Source organism: Odoribacter sp., from assembly GCF_985060555.1.
In genome coordinates, this window is record NZ_CFKYFN010000034.1 from 1 (window position 1) to 16,107 (window position 16,107).

The following is a 16,107-nucleotide window of genomic DNA, read 5'->3' on the forward strand; positions in this document are numbered from 1 at the left end:
GATATTCATCGAAGGAATGACGGCCAGATCGGGCAACCCGTTCGACGCCCACATTCAGGTCAATGCCAAGCGCAGGAGCGTGGAGTTCATCTTCGAGAACGACAAGCTCTTCAACCGGCAGTACCTGGGAGGCGTGGAACTGACCAAGAAGCAGGTGGAAGGCCTCAATGCGGGCAAGGCCATCTTCGTGGAGGGCATGAAGCGCAAGGACGGGGAACTGTTCTCCTCCTACGTGAAGCTCGACGAGGCGACGGGCCGCCCGTCCTACACCCGCTACAACCCCGACTCCCCTGAAGGCGCGCGGGAAATCTACATCCCGAACGAGATAGGCGGCGTGAAAATCACTTCCGAGGAGCAGAAAGAGCTGCGCGAAGGACGCCGATAATCTTGACGGGCTTATAATACATTCTGATCAAGGATGGCAATATCAACACTTCGGATACAGACAGCGTCTTGAGGATTACAATATAATCCAAAGTATGTCCCGAAAAGGCAATTGTCTTGACAATGCCATGGCTGAAAACTTCTTCGGCATAATGAAATCCGAATTGCTTTATGCCGAGAAATTTGAGTCGCCGGAAGCCTTTATAAAGGCTTTGAATGAATATATTGATTATTACAACAATAAAAGAATCAAATCCCGGTTAAATGGAAAGAGTCCGGTACAATACCGAACTCTTTCTATAACTGGATAATGTTTAACCTGTCCAACTTTTAGGGTGCACTTCACTTTTTTGGACAGCCCCATAAATAGTTGTTAAATAGTTGATTTATAGATAGCCTTTCTTTTTGCTTTCTTCATTAATGGCTTTACGAAGCGTATCTAAAAATTCGGTTATTTTTGATGGTTTACGACTAACGACACTTTCATGCTTCTTATGCACATCGCCCAATTTAATATTGAAAAGGTATTCAAAGGCTCTTCCGATTTCTGTAAGTGGTGCTTCTGTACCACTGCGCGTTACCACTCTTTTAGATAGGAACAATCCACTAACTATCTCCATAATCTCAATAAGATAGGTTTCGTCTGTAAGGTAGAGCGGCGAGAGTGGAAGTTTATTCTTCCGGTTTTGGAATTGAACCGGATATTTAATTTGCATATTGAGTATGCGGATTTCCGTATTTACAAGTCCTATCGCTTCATCAATAAGCAATGACAAGGCGTTTTTCCCCCTGCTCAAATTGTACTCGATACGACTTGAGCCTGTTTAGTCCAAAAGAGAAGTAACGTAATAATACAGCGTAGTCCTGTTCCTTTATAGCAATACTTACTAAGTGATTGGCAAGTTCTTGCAATGCGGCCGTAAAATCATTTACGGCAAACTCTTTCTGTGAGTGTTCCGATAATAGTCGGAAAAATCTCAAATCTGATAAGTCTTTCATAATTAATACATTTACATATTGATAAATTGCGTTGCTTTGCTGAGGATTGCGTTGATACAATTCTCCCGTAGCCAGCGGTTTGAATGAGTTTTTTCATACCGGTTATATTTTGTTGTATTTATAATTTACGGTTATTTTTTCCACCAATCGTCCACCTCTTTGCTCGGTTGTAGGTTTCCCACATACGAGCGTATTCTCCTTTAAGAGCAAGTAGCTGCTCATGTGTTCCCTGCTCGGCTATCACACCCTTATCTACATACAGAATTCGGTCGGCATTGGTGATTGTAGACAATCGGTGAGCGATGACCAATACCGTCTTTCCTTTGATGAGATGAGAGAATGCTGCCAGAATCTTACCTTCGTTTTCGGGGTCGGCAAAGGCGGTGGCTTCGTCCAGCAAGATAATAGGGGAGTCTTTTAATATGGCGCGAGCCAAGGCTATGCGTTGTGCTTCACCACCAGAGAGGTAGATGCCTCCTTCGCCTACCAATGTCTGATAACCATTGGGCAAGGATTCTATAAACTCATGGCATTGAGCGGCACAGGCAGCCCGTGCCACTTCCTCAAAGGTTGCAGTCTTGTTACCCATACGGATATTCTCCTCGATGGTATCGAAGAAGAGCATATTATCCTGAAAGACAAAAGCGACGTTGTCCATCAACACCGAAGTGGGAATCTCTTTGACTGGCACTCCTCCTATTAAGATTTCTCCGCTTTGAACGTCCCAAAAGCGGGCGGCAAGCATAGCAACGGTACTTTTACCGGCTCCCGAAGGACCGACTAATGCAGTTATCGTACCGGGATGGGAGATGAAAGATATCGCTTTGAGTATCGGCGTGGTGTCGTAGGCAAAAGAGACGTTGCGAAATTCCACTGAAGCGTCTTTGGGGTGTCGGGGAATGTCAGGCTCTTCGATTTCGTCCATATAGAGAATGTCATCAATCTTCTGTACACCCATGTTGTTCTGATTCAGAAAGCTGCCTATCCACAAGAGTTTAAGCACGGGAAAGAAAACAGCCACGCCGAAAAACAGGAACATGAGTAGCACCGGCACGAAAGTGGCATACGAGGCACTCCCCACAAGCAGCCACACTGCCACGGGAATGATGAAGAGCAGTGCCGAAGAGAGTATGGTAAGGAAACCTACATATGTGGGTTGGTATTGTACGTTTACCTCGTTGGCAAATTTGCGGTACTCCTTGATGTCGTCATTGAGTTTGCGATAGGCATTAGTCGATTCGGTGAAGGTCTTCACCACCTGAATACCGCGAATATATTCCACAATACTAGCATTCATTCTGCCTAAGGTCTCCACATACCGTTTGGAAACCTCCCGGATTTTTTTGCCGGTGTACATTCTTCCCATCACATAGAATGCCATCGCCAGCACAGCCAATACTACGATAGCCAACCGCCAGTCTACGGCAAACATATAGCTGACGAGAATCAGCGGAAAAAGTAGGGCAGTTACGATGTCAGGGATATGGTGGGCAATAAACAGTTCGATGCGCTCCACGTCGTCGCTCATTATTTTCTTCAGTTCTCCCGAAGCCCGGCGGGAAAAGAACCCCAAGGGCAAACGAACCATTTTTTGTACTAGCTGCATTCGTATTTCATACAGAATGTTGAAAGCGGCAATGTGCGAGAGCATGAGGGAAGCAAACGTGAGCACTCCGAAAGCGAAGAAAGCTCCCAAGGCGATATAGCTCCACAGCCAGATGTATGCCTTGTCAATCAATGAGGGATCAAGCGCATGCTCTGCCAACTCGATGAGAATATTGTACACCGCTATGATCGGCACAAACTGCACGATGGCGGTGATAACTGCCAACAACATCGCCCCGATGAGCAGCCGACGTTTAGTGCCGGCTATTTCTATCAACCGTGCCAGCCCGGTCTTGCGTTTATTTGTATCCATAGCCTTACTGTTTATTCGATTGTTTGAACTTCCATCCTTTTACCCGTTGTTGTTCCTCCCAAAGATTGCGATACAGTCCTTCCTCTGCCAAAAGAGCTTGATGCTTGCCTTGCTGCACCACCCGTCCTTGGTCTATCACTACAATATTATTGGCACCTATCACCGTGCCCAAGCGATGAGCGATGATGACTACAGTCTTTTCTTTCACCAAGTCGTTGATAGCATCTTGGATGTGAACCTCGTTTTCGGGATCGAGCGAAGCGGTTGCCTCGTCAAGCAACACGATGGGCGCATCTTTCAAAATGGCACGGGCAATAGAGATACGCTGTTTCTCTCCACCGGATAGTGTGCTACCTCCTTCACCCACCATCGTTTCGTAGCCATCAGGCATAGCGGTGATGAAGTTGTGGCATTGCGCCTTGCGTGCGGCAACTTCTATCTCTTCGCGGGTAGCTGTCTCACGTCCCACGCGGATGTTGTTATAAATGGTATCGTTGAAGAGATACACATCCTGAAAGACGATGGAAACTTGTTGCATCAGTGTATGCACGGTGTAGTCTTTGATGTTTCGTCCGCCAAATAGGATTTCCCCCTCGCTTACATCCCAGAAACGGGCAATGAGTCGTGTCAATGTCGTTTTGCCCGAACCCGATGGTCCCACAAAAGCGGTCAGTTCCTTTTCGGGAATGGTAAGCGATACATCCCGAAGTACGGGAATATCGGCATTATAGCTGAAGCTGACGTGACGGAACTCTATCTCTGAGTTGACAACATCTTCTATTATACCCTCCGGAAGTACGGGCGTTTTGCAAAGAGCATCAATGCGTTCGGCTCCCAGCTTCATGTAGTTGATGAGGGCGATAAAGGTCAAGGCGTTGATGAGTGGGGCATAGATAGCCGATCCTGCCAGCAGGAACATGATGTAAACGGGCATGGAGACTTTGGCATTTAACAACATCGAGAAGCCAAGTAGCATAATAAGAACCAGGCCGCCATTGAGCAGAGTGGAAGCCAGCGTGATGCTGGGTGCGGGAGCCGCTTCCAAACGGATGCTCTCCCGCTTTAGATCACGGAAAGCTCGTTCCAAGCGTTCAAACTTATTGCCGCTCAGGTTGAAAGCCTTAATCAGGCGGATACCTTGTATATACTCGATCATGCGCGAAGCGGCATTGGTCTTTATTTTTTGATGCCTCTTGCCCAAGGTTGCCACAAAGTGATTGGTGAGCCACATCATGGGGTATGCCAATGGAATGACAGCTGCTGCCGCCAAAGCTAATTGCCAGTTGAAGAATGAGAGCGAAACCAAAGCGACGATGGGCATCGCCAGCCCGCCAAAGAACTGACCGATAAGGTGAGTAGTGAGCATCTCCACGTTGTTATAGTCGCTGACAATGTATGCCCCGATGTCGCCGGGATCACGACTATTGAAGAAACTCATCGGCAGTTGGCGCAGGTGATTGACCACTTCCAAACGACCATCGCAACAAATGTCGTAGCCGTCTTTATAGGCTACAAGGTATGCCTTTTTGCTAATGAGCCAAAGGCAAACGAGAGAAATTAGAAGCATTAGGCACGCCCAACCTATGTTCACGAGGTTGAGCGGTGTGCCGGGATTTTGCAGAGGTTTGAATACCTCCCACACCACGAGCAGCATTGCCCCATACGGTGCGCCACGAAAAAAGTACTCCGCAACCGTCCAGCCTATCAGCGGACGCAAGCGACGGGGCTGCCCCATCGTGGCGGAATTGAGTATTTGAGAGAGATTGTTCATAAGGTTGCTATTTGAGTAAGAAGTATCTGGGAGTTCTCGCTTTGTACCGCGCATAGTCTTCCCCATAAGTGGTCATGCAGTATCGCTCTTCACCCAAGATAACGCCATGCGTGACGAGGATCAAAGGAATTGTGGCAAGCAGCAACCACAACGATGCCGAGGCAATGCAAACCGCCAATGCTCCCACTTCATAGAAGAAGTACATCGGATTGCGCGACAGGCGGTAAACGCCTCGTACGACAGTTTCTCCTTTAGGCGTAGAGGCATAAGCATGAAAGGCTGCCATAAATCCGACAAGTGCAAAGGCAAACAAGACGCACCCCACCGTGAATAGCGGTGTACCTATGCGGAGAGGGACAAAGAGCGACACCAAAAGCAATGTTCCCTGAAACACAAAGCTTAAAGTGGCGTACCGCTTGTCCTTAGAGGTATACCAAGATGTATCTACGGCACGTTTGCCACCTTCTCGGTAAAGAATCATATACAAAAGTTGTATCAGCACCAATGCAAACGAAGGTATCCATGCATTGAGCCAACCGAAGTGAAATTGAATGAAATCGTTTATTGGCATACGAAATTTTATTTATTGTGTGTGATATTGAAACCCTTGAATAGCCATTTCTGAATGGAGAAACAAGATTAATAAATGTTTGGGCTAAAAAATGAGAGCAAAGGAAAGGCCGATAATTCAACTCTCACCTTTGCCTCTTCTGAGTGATTGATTATTACTTAGTTTTCAAACCAATGGAAATATGCAGGAGCTCCATCTACCTTTACTACGGCATCCGAGCTTGTTTCGCCGGTTGCAGGATTATGCGTATAAAAGCCCACATCATTTCTGCCATTAATAGCAAACACGATAAGATTCTTGTATTTCTCCACTGCTCCTCCAAAGCTTGACGTCATCGGTATCGGAAGTTTTTTTACCGTTTTATTGTAAATATCCATCTCTACACTGATGAGCGATTTATCCGTGAACCAGTTGGGAGATGTTGGGTTTGCCCAATAAGAAGGAATATCCATCGTGGCATACATTTTTCCGTTGCCGGCGTATTGTGATTGAAGCAGCCAAACGGTTTTGCCCGATTCGCCTTCGATTGTTTGATCGTTCAACACCCAATTATAGGTAGGGTCAAATTCGGTTTCGCCTTTCTTGATGCGCAAGATACCGGTCTTGTACTTAGGATTCATGCCGTATGCGCCCGTGCACATCAGATACATATCGCCTTTTTCATCGATAAAGGTTTGTTGCCCATAGGTATAAGCCCCGATACCGATACCACTCGCCTTTTCATAGATGACACGCTCCACCTTGTCCGTTTGAGTGTTGATTACCGCGAGTTCTATCTGAGGTTCGGTAGCCGGTTGGAATGTCATGTCTGTCTGATTCAGTGTTACATACAAACGTCCATTATGCACAAACGGAGATCCAAACATCGGTACGGCCAATCCCGGTGCAGCGTAAGAGGACAGATCAATCTCACCAGTTAGTTCCATCGTTTGAGGGTTGAATATAAATAACTTGCCGATAAGTGATATCAGATAGGCTTTTGTTGCATTAACAAAAGAGATGTGTCTTGGAACAGAATTAAGGGGAATAGGCATGGTTGCCGTTTTGGTGAGTTTAGTTCCCGAACGCCCCCATTTTGTTACTACATTTTCATCACCTTGTGCTCCGAACGCAGGAAAAGTGTACACATCATTACCGTTGCACACTGGCATCATTCCGTAACCGACTTGCACGGCATTTTTGTTTGTCAGTTTCTTGGGAGACACTCCATCTGCTAACTGCATCCAACCTGACCCGGTCTGTCCACCGGGATTCATAAGCATGGTGTAAACAAGTATATCGCCAACTTTTACTTCCGGATCGGTCGTGATTGGTTTCGTTTCCGGGTCTTTGCTACAAGCTGAAAACAGCATAGTGATACTCATTAGGAGGAGTAATACTCCGTTGATTCTCTTTTTCATTTTACTTTTTATTTTATTGTTGAATAATATATTGAATTGTGATTAGCTTTATTTCAGCACGTACCTGATACGTGCGGTAAAGGCTCTGCCGGGAAGCGGGTAATTAAACTCGCTGAACAGGCGGGCATTCGTAAGGTTGGATGCTTTTGCCGAGAAGGTAAGCCCACCGTTCATGATGGAGTATTCTAATCCCAAGTCGAGCTTGAAAGAGCGCGGAATGCGTTTCTCTTGATATTGACTTACTTCGAAATCGAAGAAATACTCTTCTACGAATGAAGCATCGGTAAATAGTCTTACATTCTGACCTTTCCCTCCGAAGAGATTCTCTTTGTGAAACTCTACCCCCGCATTTGCTAAGAAATAGGGAATATTAGGCATACGCAATCCCTTCGACGGATTGAGAACGTTACTCGTTGGTTCGTACTTACGTGTATCGCGAAGGTCTTGAAACGTGGCATTTACATATCCGTAAAGCCAGCGTGTAACATCTGCTTTGACTTCTGCCTCTACACCGAAGGTACGCATCTCACCGAAATTAGTGTATCTGCCCTGCACGAAGTTGCGCGTATAGCGTATCATATCTTGCAGGTAAGAGAAGAATCCGTTTACCTCCACCTGCAACAATCCGGAACCAATCTTTTTATCGTACATCAATCCGATGTTAGCGTTAGTTCCTCTTTCGGGTTTCAAGTCGCCCGAAGGAGCAATAAGGAAGCCGTCGCCAATGAGTTCGGCATCTGTCGGTAGTCGTACATCATAGCTTACGGAGGCTTTCCCCAACAACTCTTTGGTGAAGCGGTAGCGCAAGGCTTCACTTACACCCCAATCGTGCTGCTGCATATCCACTTCTTTGGGTACGGAATTCCAAACATCTCCTATTTTCGTATTCATGGAATAGTAATAATACTTACCCGTCAGCGAGTTGAGGAATTTGTCATTGGGGGATTTATAGTCGTAACCCAAACCTAATACCCAGCTCGTCATGTGTGAGTCGAAGTTTATCTGTCGCCCCACCGCTTTATCCAACAACGGATCGGAGGGCTTCCCCAATGCCCATTTGAATAATGAGTTGAGGTTGATGGAGTGCCGGTCATTGATGATGTAATTGAGATTGGTCTTATTTCCCACGGTATGCTTACGCATTTTCATGTCAGAGGGTAAAACTCCTATTTCTCCTCCGTAAGCCGAAACAGGCGGATAAGGATTCATATCCCAGTCGTAGCGAAGCCTAGCTGTATCCACAAAGTTGTATTGAGAATAGGCATAGCCCGTGCCGCTACTGAAGTCAAGTCCATTGAGTAGGAAATTGTCTTTCTGTAAATCAATGGCGAAGTTGTAAGCTCCGGCACTACTTTCGGCAGAGCGTATGTTCTCTACCACGCCTTGTATCTGCTTGCTGTTTCGGATAAATTCAAGTTCAAACTCCATCTGATCGAACCACCATTTACGGGCTTTCATCGATATCCCTCCCCCCGATTGGTTGAATTTGTCATGGTCGCGTTTTATGAACTTACCTTTGTTCTGAGGCAATTCCATACGATAGTCATTATCAGAATGGGTGTATAACAACGCTGCCCCCAACTCTATTCCTTGTTTGACCAGATTCCGCTTGAAGACGCTACTTGCTTTATGTGTATTGAAGCTACCGAACGAATACGAAGCATCCAAGTAACGAGGTGGATACTCTTTAATCACGATATTTACAGCACCCCCCACGGCAGATCCACCGAACTTGGCTGGAACCACACCTTTATATATTTCAATGCGGTCAATCATGTCGATGGGTATATCGTTGATGTTGATGAAATCGGAATTATCGTTCATCGGTACTTCGTCTATAAAGAATCCAATACGCTTGCCTTCCAAGCCGCGAACAGAGATACGCGAGGCACTGCCTACTGCTCCCTGCGAACGAATGGTTACGCCTACGGTCTTAGTCAGAATATCTTCTACGCTATTTATTGTACCTTGTAACTGGCTCATACTGTAAACCGTTACCGGCATGGCTTGCTCCCGAATCTTGCGGGCTTCACTTTTGCCCATCACCACCACTTCGTCCAGCGATTTGACTTCGGCTTTCAGGCGGATAATAGTTTTCTTTACATTCTCTTTACTTACGGTTACTTTTTGGACTGCTGTTTGATAGCCCATAAACTTCACGGTGAATGTATAAGTACCGAAAGGAATGTCTGAAAAAGAGAACTCGCCATATTTGTTGGTTACATCGCCCTTTTTCAGTTCCTCAATAAAGAGGGTTGCTCCGGGCAGTGGATCTTCGTCAGTGTTGTCGATGACCACGCCCGCAATCCGCCCCCCACCTGTTTGGGCGGATACACTGATGCTCATGAGCATCAGTATCAATAGAGAAAATAGTACTTTCTGTTTCATTGTTTATTTATATGATTGTTGGTTTCTCCTTAAATGCTGGGATCGGGAGCTTCCGGCGTGGAAACGACTATAGGTGTTGTACCTGAAGAGTTTCCTTCGGTTACTTTTTGTGTAAGTACCTCAACATCCTTAAACTCTATTCTGGCGATCGCCTCTTTGGGGTTGAGTGTCGTTTTGTCAGCAATGAGTTTGGGCACTTCACGTTCTTTCAACATACCCGTAGAACGTAGCACGGGATACCATTTGGCAGCTTCCTTCGGCTTGGAAAGATTTTTGCGGGCTGCTTTGTTATAAAGTATAAGCATAAATCGATATTGTTTTGTGCCCTTTCGGGCAGTTATTAGTAGTAATTTTCAATATTTGAACTGTATATCTTCTCGTTCCATTTCTCCTTTGAGGTATGTGAGAAGAGTCTCCATATCGTCTCCTACTGTAAAGGCAATGCTCTCAATAGTAGTGCAATGCCCCAACGTACAAGTTGATACAGGATTGATTAAAGAAACATAACGACTGTCTCGTTTCACCAGTCGATGAATCAACTGCGGATAGGTAGTCAGAACCCGATGTATCGGGGTATATTTATTGATGCTCATCTGTCTATTGGTTTCATCATCGGTTGTTTTGTCGCTTGCACGCATATTCGTTGCGATTGGCTCTCCGGCGAGATGTCGTAGGTCACATTTATAAATCCCGCTTGTTCCAGCATTCTTTGTATTTCTATGGGTGAGTAAATGCGCAGGTCGATATTCCTCACCCACTTTTCATTGCCTTCCTCGCTGCATGCCTCGTTGCAGATGTAGAACCTTCCTTCGGGTTTCAATACACGCAATACTTCCTTGAAGTTTTCCACTATATCATTCCAAAAGTAGATAGTTTCGAAAGCGGTTACAATATCGAAGCGGTTATCGTCAAAAGGAATGTTTGAAACATTCGCTTCTACTATAGATGCTCGTCCCTGACTGATAGCCGCCTTGTTCTTGCGACTCGCAATGTCCACGCACGTGGGTGAATAATCCATGCCGCAAACTAATCCATGAGTTCGTTTGATGAAATTAGCTACGTTTTGCCCACCGCCACAACCGATATCGAGCACCGTTTCGCCACCGGAAAGTTTTACGAAGTTGTCAATGCACCAAAGAGAAATCCGGTTATGCCCTTGGTTCATCATTTTCACAATGCACCTGCCCATAAAGCTATTCTTGGGTTTGCGGAAGTTTTGAAAGATGTTTTTTATTATGCTCATAATTATTCTTTGTTTTTAAGTCTTTTCTTACTAATATGATATGTCTATTATTTGCTGTGCGCGATACCTAAAAAATATACGCCCGTGAGTATGCTCTTTGTGAGCATCGTGCTCATGACAGTGGTAAGTGTGAGATGTATGCATATCTTTTTCTGCTTTTTATTTATTGTTTCTATATTACTTCTTCTTGCTAACCCAGCATCAGCAGGCTTAGTGCCATGACCGCCATGCCTACCACCAAACCGTAGATGGCATGGTGGTGCTTACCGTATTCTTCAGCTGCGGGTAACAGCTCATCGAGCGAGATAAATACCATGATGCCAGCAATCATGCCGAAGATGATGCCGAACACATTGTCGTCGAGGAACGGAGCCAGCACGAGATAGCCTATGACGGCTCCCACCGGCTCTGCCAATCCAGACAAAAACGAGAACCAAAAGGCTTTCTTGCGGTTGCCTGTAGCGTAAAAAACAGGAACGGATACCGAAATACCCTCCGGTATGTTGTGTATGGCAATGGCGATGGCAATGGGTATGGCAATGTTCACATCCTTTAGGGCAGCAAGAAACGTAACCATACCCTCCGGGAAATTGTGGATAGCCAGCACCAAGGCTGTTACCATGCCAACACGTAGCAATTTGGGCTTCACGTCTAATTGTATTTTCGCTTTTTCACTCATTTCTTCCACCCGGTGCATTTCATGCGGATTCTCGTAGCGAGGAATTAGCTTGTCGATGAGCAATATCAACACGATACCCCCGAAGAAAGAGAGCGTGGCATAAAACGTTCCTTCTGATTTGCCGTGCATCTCCACAAGTGTTTGCACAGAAGAGGTAAACAGTTCGACAAACGATACATAAATCATGACTCCCGCCGAAAAGCCCAGCGATAGAGAAAGAAACGACGTGTTGGTGCGTTTGGCGAAAAAAGCAATGGCACTGCCTATGCCGGTGGATATACCGGCAAACAGTGTCAGAAGAAATGGAACAAATACTTGTTGTGACATGGCTATGACAGATTGGGAGTTAGTACTTCAAAAGAGAACGAAAATCTATTTTGTTCAAAAACAAAGCGAGTCGCTCTTTGCAGGCGACTCGCTTGATACGATGAATTATTATTATTAAAAATGGGATGTTTCATACATCTGTTACTAAGTTAAGTCTGGAAAATCAGTCTCTGGACGTTCAATATCGATGCATTCTTTTTTAATTCTAATAGTCTCTTTGTTCAAAGCCTCTCTGGGCAGAGCGGATTTTCTGCTTTGTGTTACCCACGATTCCTCGCAGAGGAAAAGTCCGTTTACTCCTTGCACAAGCGTTATTTCGCCGTTACAGATGATGTTGGTGATACTCATATATTGATTGTTTTTAGTTGTTCTACCGAAGTGGTGCGGTATTTAGCCTCCTGCACCAAGCGAAATCCTGCTTGACAAGACCTGCCGCATCTGCCCATGCAAGCAACGGGTGTCGGGTCGAACAGAAGATGGCTAAAGTGCTTCTTTTCCGAATCGAATACGAAAGAAATCCGATTGTCCACAATTGTACAACCGCTTCCACAAGGGTTGCATTGTAGGCAGGAGGATGTGTGGATGTTTCTATTTGTTTTCATCTTTCTATTTTTACATTCATGAGCCTTTTCCAGCCTCCTGTGCTAAAGCGGATATACTCACCAATAAAACATTCAATTTCTTCACTGGAAAGCTCTTCATGTTGCACCACCTCTTTCATCATATTAACCCACCATGAGCAGGTGAAGTGCATAAAGAATAGAGAAATATCGGTATGCAGATCAGGGTAGAGCTTTTTCATACCTTCCATATATTCTATACCCATTACTGTACTTCTTTTAATCCATTGTTCCCAATAATCATTGAAACGAGAGTCTTGGATAGATGAAAAAAGTAACTTAAATTCTTCACGATACCGTCTTACGATGTTCATTACCTCCTTCATGGATGAGCGATGATATTCTTCGGAGGTAAAGACATCCAAAGAAAAGGCCTCCGGGCGATTATGATCTTCCAGCATACTGTTCATCGCCTCCAAAAGCGGATGCAACACGTCAGCCAACAAATCGTCCTTACAAGGATAATAATTGTAGATGTTGCTCAGACCGATACCCGACAATTTGGATATTTCACGCATAGACACAGCCTTAAAGCCCTTCTTGAAAAAGGCTCTCCTTGCTGTTTCCAACAATAATTTATGTGTATATTCTTTTGTTGTTTGCATAGGTCAGAACGTAGTTCCTGTTATTAGAATACAAAGTACGTTGTATTTCAAAAATAAAACAATCCATACAAATGGGTGTTTTCTATAAAACAATCCCTATTTGTAGGGATACAAAAAAGGGTATGTAACTATCAGCAGAGCCACTTCACGCCAAACCATAGTCATAAGTACGTGTATTGCCTCTACCGTATCCTCTTGTTATTCTTATTCTGACCTCTTTCCATGGCTATTATTAATACGCAGGTTATAAATCATGTGTAAAAACTACTTTAATCTTTTCATGATTCCCATTTTAGTAATGATTAATCGAATATGCTAAAAATGTATCATATAAAACTTCTCTTTTCTGTCATTCTACCTTTTATCTATTTAGCTTGTCGCCATTAATTAACTCGGATTCATTTTGATAGTTGTGCCGCAAGAGTATTATGACTAATAAATTATTCATGTGTCATTTTGCCATAAACAGTCTTTTTATACCACTCTCGGACAGTTTAGAAAACGGCTCTTGATTCTTCTTTCATTTGCCGATGAAAATAGAATCAACACGTTTTATTAACCATTAAAAATTAAATGTATGGAAGTAGTAACCATCGAAAAAAGAACATTTTCGTATGTCTGCGAGAGCTTCACGGAGTTTGCCAAACGGATAGAGAGTTTGTGCAGCAGTCATACTCAAAAAGTAGAAAACTGGCTGGATAGTCAGGAAGTGTGCCTGTTGTTAGGCTTGAGCAAGCGAACGCTGCAATATTACCGAAGTAGTGGGCGACTGGCTTATTCTCAAATAGGGAGCAAGATTTATTATAAGTCTTCCGATATTGAAAGAATTATTGCGGACAGTGAAACACAAAATCAGTCACCCAAACAAACCACGCCTTATGAAAAGAACTAAAGAAGATTATCCGTCCTTCAATCTGTTTTCCATTGTAGGCACATGGGAAAGCATTAATCTGAATCCTACGATAATCATTTATCGGAGCGATAAAGAGTACCTTCTTTCTATTATATATGTATCGGAAACCACTAAACAAGCTTCACCCGCTACTTATGAGATACAGCAAGATGGTAGCCAGTATTTTATTACCAGTGCATCCAAACGACTCTATGTAGATTATGATCCGGCAAAAGATGTACTTAGCATTTCATCACTTGGTGACTATCTGCGCAACTAATCAGCCATATAGCAATCTTGAAATCAATATTTCAATAAAACAATCTTTCAGTCATGGAACTAATAAATAAAGATACCCTGCAAATTAAAGAGTTTATTTCTTCGCTTGATTCGATGCTGATCGGTATTGAATCTATAGTTAAGCATTACAAGCCCCACCTGAACGGGGAACGCTTTCTTTCTAATAATGAAGTTTCCAAGAAACTGAATGTCAGTTTGCGAACCCTGCAAGAGTGGCGAGATACAGGGCTAATCCCCTTTATCCAGATAAAAGGTAAAATCATCTATCGCCAGAGCGATATTGATAAACTGCTCCAAAAGCATTATTTTGAAAGTTGGAAAGAATAATCTGCCACTCACAAAAACATTGTTTTTCGGAATTTAATTTGAATCATTGACTTTTCCAGTGAAGTATTTAGTCTGTGCAAGTCTTTAGATAAAAATACGCTCGAAATGCAATGAGAGGAAGATTTTTATCTAAACCGAAGGCTTGGACTTGAACAGGCTAAATACGGAAATTACCTTTGTCAATGCTTCATATTGGGTTCTGGAAAACTTACTTTAAAAGAAAAGGGTTGAGAAAATGAAGTTCATTATTCCCAATCCTTTTTTCTATATTGGCTACTGCCTTATTTATATAGCCAATTCCGACAAGCAGCTATTCACTTTCTGCATATCCTTTAGAATATTCTGATCCAGTACCCGTGCGTAGTGTTTCGTCACGCTGGTATCTGCATGACCTAACATCTTGGCTACATTTTCCATACTTACGCCATTTGCAAGGCACACGGAAGTGGCATAGCTATGTCTGGCCGTATGAGTGCTAAGATTTTTATGAATTCCGCACACATCGGCAATTTCTTTCAAATAACTGTTCATGCGTTGATTACACAATACAGGTAAAAGTTTTCCGGTACACTCTGCCACATCCTTATATTTATCAAGTATAGAAGCTGCTACAGGCAGCACAGGAATGTTGCACATGATTTTTGTCTTTTGGCGGTTCTTTCTTATCCAAAGCTCCCCTTTGTTGTCTTTTACCAAGTGTTCGGGTGATAAATCTTTCACATCGCTGAACGCCAATCCAGTAAAAATGCAAAAGATAAAAACGTCACGTACCTGTTCTACTCGCTTAATCGTGAATTCTTTTGCAAGAATAATTTTAATCTCGTCCATCGTCAGGAACTCAGGATCGGTTTCTTCCAGTTTGAAGCGATAGTAAGCAAACGGATCTTTCTTTATCCAGTCGTTTTCCAAAGCAATACGGATAATCTTCTTCAAGTTCTTCAATCGGGTGATAGCTGAATTCTGCGCACAACCTTTTTCAATTTTCAAAAAAGCATCGAACTTAGAAATAAAGTTGGCTTCCAAGTTGTTTAGGGCAATATCAGATAATTGATATTCTTTCTTTATGAATTCCTCTAAATATCGGGTAGTGGTTTCATACCGTTGAACGGTCTTACTAACGAAGTCCTTACCGATTAGCTTACGGCTTTGTTCGTTATGCTCTCTGAATACTTGCAATAGCGTTTTACTATCTTCATCCACCCCATAATATAGCTTTCTCATAAGATCGACTGTAATAGTCTTACCTGTGGATTCCAGTTCTCTATAAATTTGGTGTATGCGAGAGCGTGTGATTTCCAAGTAGTGGTTCAGTTCCACCGACATACGATCTTTTCCTTTGGAGTTTTCTTTTGCCTGATTCCATAGATTTACAGGACAGCTTCTTTTTACTAAAACATCTACCATACAGCCGTTTACAGTAATTCTCATGCACACGGGTGCTTCTCCATTCTTTAATAATCTGGCTTTCTTGATAAAGAATAGCACATTGAAGGTTTTTCTAGCCATTTTTACATCGTTTTTAGAGTTACAAAACTATGTATTCTCTTCCAAAGTACGACCATGCAAAATGCTATGAATCAGTGAGAAAGAAGCTAAATCGTGGGACTTTTTTCAGCCTGATTTATGTACCACGATTTGCACACCAACAATATGCTTGAAACGGCTATTTTCTGCTATCTGCCA

16 protein-coding genes and 2 pseudogenes are annotated in these 16,107 nt (G+C 43.6%); 5 read left to right on the forward strand and 13 right to left on the reverse strand.

Features of this window, described 5'->3' with window-relative positions; genetic code table 11:
- Positions 1-379, forward strand: a pseudogene (locus tag AC5RDS_RS04050) (DUF3945 domain-containing protein); the annotation flags it as partial.
- A 16-nt stretch (positions 380-395) separates the two neighbouring features.
- Positions 396-695: pseudogene (locus tag AC5RDS_RS04055) on the forward strand (transposase); the annotation flags it as partial.
- Between the two features lie 75 nt (positions 696-770).
- Here the strand turns inward: AC5RDS_RS04055 and AC5RDS_RS04060 are convergent.
- The 12 genes from AC5RDS_RS04060 to AC5RDS_RS04115 all read right to left on the reverse strand — a co-directional run bounded on the left by AC5RDS_RS04060 (position 771) and on the right by AC5RDS_RS04115 (position 12,905).
- Complete coding sequence (locus tag AC5RDS_RS04060; RefSeq protein ID WP_008778329.1) at positions 771-1,154, reverse strand: RteC domain-containing protein; 384 nt, start codon at positions 1,152-1,154, stop codon at positions 771-773.
- The gene (locus AC5RDS_RS04065; protein WP_002560578.1) at positions 1,144-1,383 is read right to left on the reverse strand and encodes a hypothetical protein; all 240 of its coding nucleotides are present in this window, start codon (positions 1,381-1,383) and stop codon (positions 1,144-1,146) included. Before AC5RDS_RS04065 ends, AC5RDS_RS04060 begins: the two co-directional genes overlap by 11 nt.
- A 118-nt stretch (positions 1,384-1,501) precedes the next feature.
- Complete coding sequence (locus AC5RDS_RS04070) at positions 1,502-3,301, reverse strand: ABC transporter ATP-binding protein (RefSeq protein ID WP_057327215.1); 1,800 nt, start codon at positions 3,299-3,301, stop codon at positions 1,502-1,504.
- A gap of 4 nt (positions 3,302-3,305) precedes the next feature.
- A complete protein-coding gene (locus tag AC5RDS_RS04075) occupies positions 3,306-5,072 on the reverse strand; it encodes an ABC transporter ATP-binding protein (protein WP_005868421.1) in 1,767 nt (588 codons plus the stop codon).
- A gap of 7 nt (positions 5,073-5,079) precedes the next feature.
- On the reverse strand, positions 5,080-5,643 hold the full coding sequence (locus AC5RDS_RS04080) for a methyltransferase family protein (RefSeq protein WP_013611618.1): 564 nt from the start codon (positions 5,641-5,643) through the stop codon (positions 5,080-5,082).
- Positions 5,644-5,801: 158 nt separating this feature from the next.
- Positions 5,802-7,043: a DUF4374 domain-containing protein gene (locus AC5RDS_RS04085; RefSeq protein WP_013611617.1), complete on the reverse strand. Its 1,242-nt coding sequence runs from the start codon at positions 7,041-7,043 to the stop codon at positions 5,802-5,804.
- Between the two features lie 48 nt (positions 7,044-7,091).
- Positions 7,092-9,431, reverse strand: coding sequence for a TonB-dependent receptor (locus AC5RDS_RS04090; protein WP_493591778.1), 2,340 nt, complete (start codon positions 9,429-9,431; stop codon positions 7,092-7,094).
- Between the two features lie 29 nt (positions 9,432-9,460).
- Entirely contained in the window at positions 9,461-9,736 is a 276-nt protein-coding gene (locus tag AC5RDS_RS04095; protein ID WP_005868413.1) for a hypothetical protein, read from the reverse strand.
- Between the two features lie 48 nt (positions 9,737-9,784).
- Positions 9,785-10,024 carry a DUF1858 domain-containing protein gene (locus AC5RDS_RS04100; RefSeq protein WP_005868411.1) on the reverse strand — a complete coding sequence of 80 codons (240 nt, stop codon included), beginning with the start codon at positions 10,022-10,024 and terminating at the stop codon, positions 9,785-9,787.
- Positions 10,021-10,674: a class I SAM-dependent methyltransferase gene (locus tag AC5RDS_RS04105; protein WP_005868409.1), complete on the reverse strand. Its 654-nt coding sequence runs from the start codon at positions 10,672-10,674 to the stop codon at positions 10,021-10,023. Before AC5RDS_RS04105 ends, AC5RDS_RS04100 begins: the two co-directional genes overlap by 4 nt.
- Before the next feature lie 190 nt (positions 10,675-10,864).
- Complete coding sequence (gene zupT / locus AC5RDS_RS04110) at positions 10,865-11,680, reverse strand: zinc transporter ZupT (protein ID WP_005868405.1); 816 nt, start codon at positions 11,678-11,680, stop codon at positions 10,865-10,867.
- 598 nt (positions 11,681-12,278) lie between these two features.
- A complete protein-coding gene (locus AC5RDS_RS04115) occupies positions 12,279-12,905 on the reverse strand; it encodes a TetR/AcrR family transcriptional regulator (protein WP_002560569.1) in 627 nt (208 codons plus the stop codon).
- A gap of 577 nt (positions 12,906-13,482) precedes the next feature.
- On the opposite strand from AC5RDS_RS04115, the gene AC5RDS_RS04120 reads away from it, so the two are divergent.
- Genes AC5RDS_RS04120 through AC5RDS_RS04130 form a run of 3 tightly spaced genes read left to right on the forward strand, consistent with a single transcriptional unit; the run spans position 13,483 to position 14,424 of the window.
- Positions 13,483-13,797, forward strand: a complete 315-nt coding sequence (locus AC5RDS_RS04120; protein WP_013611615.1) for a helix-turn-helix domain-containing protein — start codon at positions 13,483-13,485, stop codon at positions 13,795-13,797.
- Positions 13,784-14,077, forward strand: a complete 294-nt coding sequence (locus tag AC5RDS_RS04125; protein ID WP_008659881.1) for a DUF3876 domain-containing protein — start codon at positions 13,784-13,786, stop codon at positions 14,075-14,077. The genes AC5RDS_RS04120 and AC5RDS_RS04125 overlap by 14 nt, the downstream gene beginning before the upstream one ends.
- Positions 14,078-14,130: 53 nt before the next feature.
- Positions 14,131-14,424: a helix-turn-helix domain-containing protein gene (locus tag AC5RDS_RS04130; protein WP_013611614.1), complete on the forward strand. Its 294-nt coding sequence runs from the start codon at positions 14,131-14,133 to the stop codon at positions 14,422-14,424.
- Positions 14,425-14,709: 285 nt separating this feature from the next.
- Here AC5RDS_RS04130 and AC5RDS_RS04135 read toward each other — a convergent pair whose 3' ends face one another.
- Positions 14,710-15,930, reverse strand: coding sequence for a site-specific integrase (locus AC5RDS_RS04135; RefSeq protein ID WP_005868395.1), 1,221 nt, complete (start codon positions 15,928-15,930; stop codon positions 14,710-14,712).
- Positions 15,931-16,107: the final 177 nt, after the last annotated feature.

Coding starts and splice junctions, on each gene's coding strand:
- AC5RDS_RS04065 (WP_002560578.1), bottom strand. CDS start 1,383: ATGAAAGACTTATCAGATTTGAGATTTTTCCGACTATTATCGGAACAC.
- AC5RDS_RS04070 (WP_057327215.1), bottom strand. CDS start 3,301: ATGGATACAAATAAACGCAAGACCGGGCTGGCACGGTTGATAGAAATA.
- AC5RDS_RS04075 (WP_005868421.1), bottom strand. CDS start 5,072: ATGAACAATCTCTCTCAAATACTCAATTCCGCCACGATGGGGCAGCCC.
- AC5RDS_RS04080 (WP_013611618.1), bottom strand. CDS start 5,643: ATGCCAATAAACGATTTCATTCAATTTCACTTCGGTTGGCTCAATGCA.
- AC5RDS_RS04085 (WP_013611617.1), bottom strand. CDS start 7,043: ATGAAAAAGAGAATCAACGGAGTATTACTCCTCCTAATGAGTATCACT.
- AC5RDS_RS04090 (WP_493591778.1), bottom strand. CDS start 9,431: ATGAAACAGAAAGTACTATTTTCTCTATTGATACTGATGCTCATGAGC.
- AC5RDS_RS04095 (WP_005868413.1), bottom strand. CDS start 9,736: ATGCTTATACTTTATAACAAAGCAGCCCGCAAAAATCTTTCCAAGCCG.
- AC5RDS_RS04100 (WP_005868411.1), bottom strand. CDS start 10,024: ATGAGCATCAATAAATATACCCCGATACATCGGGTTCTGACTACCTAT.
- AC5RDS_RS04105 (WP_005868409.1), bottom strand. CDS start 10,674: ATGAGCATAATAAAAAACATCTTTCAAAACTTCCGCAAACCCAAGAAT.
- zupT (WP_005868405.1), bottom strand. CDS start 11,680: ATGTCACAACAAGTATTTGTTCCATTTCTTCTGACACTGTTTGCCGGT.
- AC5RDS_RS04115 (WP_002560569.1), bottom strand. CDS start 12,905: ATGCAAACAACAAAAGAATATACACATAAATTATTGTTGGAAACAGCA.
- AC5RDS_RS04120 (WP_013611615.1), top strand. CDS start 13,483: ATGGAAGTAGTAACCATCGAAAAAAGAACATTTTCGTATGTCTGCGAG.
- AC5RDS_RS04125 (WP_008659881.1), top strand. CDS start 13,784: ATGAAAAGAACTAAAGAAGATTATCCGTCCTTCAATCTGTTTTCCATT.
- AC5RDS_RS04130 (WP_013611614.1), top strand. CDS start 14,131: ATGGAACTAATAAATAAAGATACCCTGCAAATTAAAGAGTTTATTTCT.
- AC5RDS_RS04135 (WP_005868395.1), bottom strand. CDS start 15,930: ATGGCTAGAAAAACCTTCAATGTGCTATTCTTTATCAAGAAAGCCAGA.